This window comes from Actinoplanes sp. NPDC026619 (genome assembly GCF_040638295.1).
GTDB lineage: Bacteria > Actinomycetota > Actinomycetes > Mycobacteriales > Micromonosporaceae > Actinoplanes.
This window is the reverse complement of sequence record NZ_JBEZYA010000092.1, coordinates 1-1358: the sequence shown is the minus strand read 5'-3', so window position 1 is coordinate 1358 and position 1358 is coordinate 1. Positions and strand designations below refer to the sequence as shown.

The window sequence follows — 1358 nt, the reverse complement described above, 5'->3', positions numbered from 1 at the left end:
AGAGGGCGGTCCGGGAGGTTATGTCCGTTCCGGGTTGAGGGTGAATAGGCCGGGTTGGCTCTCGGTCAGGATCTGTCGGTTGACCAGGCGTTTCAGCTTGGCTCGGACGCCTTCGGTGTCTTTGGGCTCGGTGCCGATGCCGAGTACGCGGCACACGTCTTTGGCGCGCAGGCCACCGCGGTCGGGGGTGAACACGGCGAGGATCTGCTGGTAGGGCTCGCTGATGACGGCCGGCTCGGATGCGGTCACTTCATCTTCGAGGATCTTGGTCAGCGTCTGGCGGGTGGTGGCCAGGTCGGCCAGCTCTGCGTCGATGGCGGCCACCTCGGCGGCGAGCTTGGCCTGCTGCTGGAGTAACTCGTCGCGGGCAGCCGACGCGGCCGCCTCACGGGCGGCGATCAGGTCGAGAACGGTCGTGGTGTTCACGCCCGATCACCGCCAGGACGGTGTGCTCGTGCTGGTCAACCGGCGCACGAGGTTGGCCGCCGAGGCCCACAGCGTGCGCGACACCGACGACTCCGGGCGGCTCTCGTACTCACGCACGAGACGCCGGTGCAGCATCAACGTTCCGTTGACCTGCTCGACCACCCACCGCTTCGCTACCGGCACGAACCCGGGTCTGGTGTCGGACCGCTTGACCACCTCGATATCGACGCCCAGCAGCGCGCCGTGGATGCCCAGGTCGTGCTTGAACCCGGCGTCCACCCACGCCCGGGTGACGGTCGGGGTGTGCTCGACAACCTTGTCCAACAAGTGCATACCGATCGCGGTGTCGGTGACCGACGCCGCGGTCACCACCACCGCGATGATCAGCCCCAGAGCGTCGACGGCCAGCCCCCGTTTACGGCCTGGCACCTTCTTCCCGGCGTCCTTGCCGGTCGTGGCGGCCGGCACGTGGTTCGCGGCGCGGATCGACTGGGTGTCCAAGATGATCGCGGACGGATCTTCCCGGCGGCCGGCCTTCTCCCGCGCCTGACAGCGCAGCAAATCATGGATGGCCTGGTCGGTGCCGTCGTCACGCCACAACGCGAAGTAGTAGTACGTCGCGGACTTCGGCGGCAGGTCATGCGGCAGATACGCCCACTGACAGCCGGTCCGGTTCTGATAGAAGATCGAGTTCAGGATCTCCCGCAAGGAGTAGCGGCCCTGATGCCCCGACACCGACGGATGCTTCGCTTTCCACGCCTGCAGGAACGGGCCCACCACCGCCCACTGCTCGTCGGTGAGATCACTGGGATACGCCTTCCGCTCGCCCATGCCCAGCTCAACCAGCACACCCGCCGATCAGACATCGGCGCAGCCCGAAGGTCACGACATCGAGCGATGACGAACTACGGAAACCTCACAAACCGCCCTCT

2 protein-coding genes are annotated in these 1358 nt (G+C 66.6%); both read right to left on the bottom strand.

Going from position 1 to position 1358, the window contains the following annotated elements:
• Positions 1–18: 18 nt before the first annotated feature.
• Positions 19–426, bottom strand: a complete 408-nt coding sequence (locus AB0E90_RS51670; protein WP_360421230.1) for a hypothetical protein — start codon at positions 424–426, stop codon at positions 19–21.
• A 6-nt stretch (positions 427–432) separates the two neighbouring features.
• A complete protein-coding gene (locus AB0E90_RS51665; protein WP_360421232.1) occupies positions 433–1257 on the bottom strand; it encodes an IS5 family transposase in 825 nt (274 codons plus the stop codon).
• Positions 1258–1358 lie beyond the last annotated feature (101 nt).

Excerpts from the sequence above, each read along its gene's own strand:
- AB0E90_RS51665 (WP_360421232.1), bottom strand. The coding sequence starts at position 1,257 with ATGGGCGAGCGGAAGGCGTATCCCAGTGATCTCACCGACGAGCAGTGG.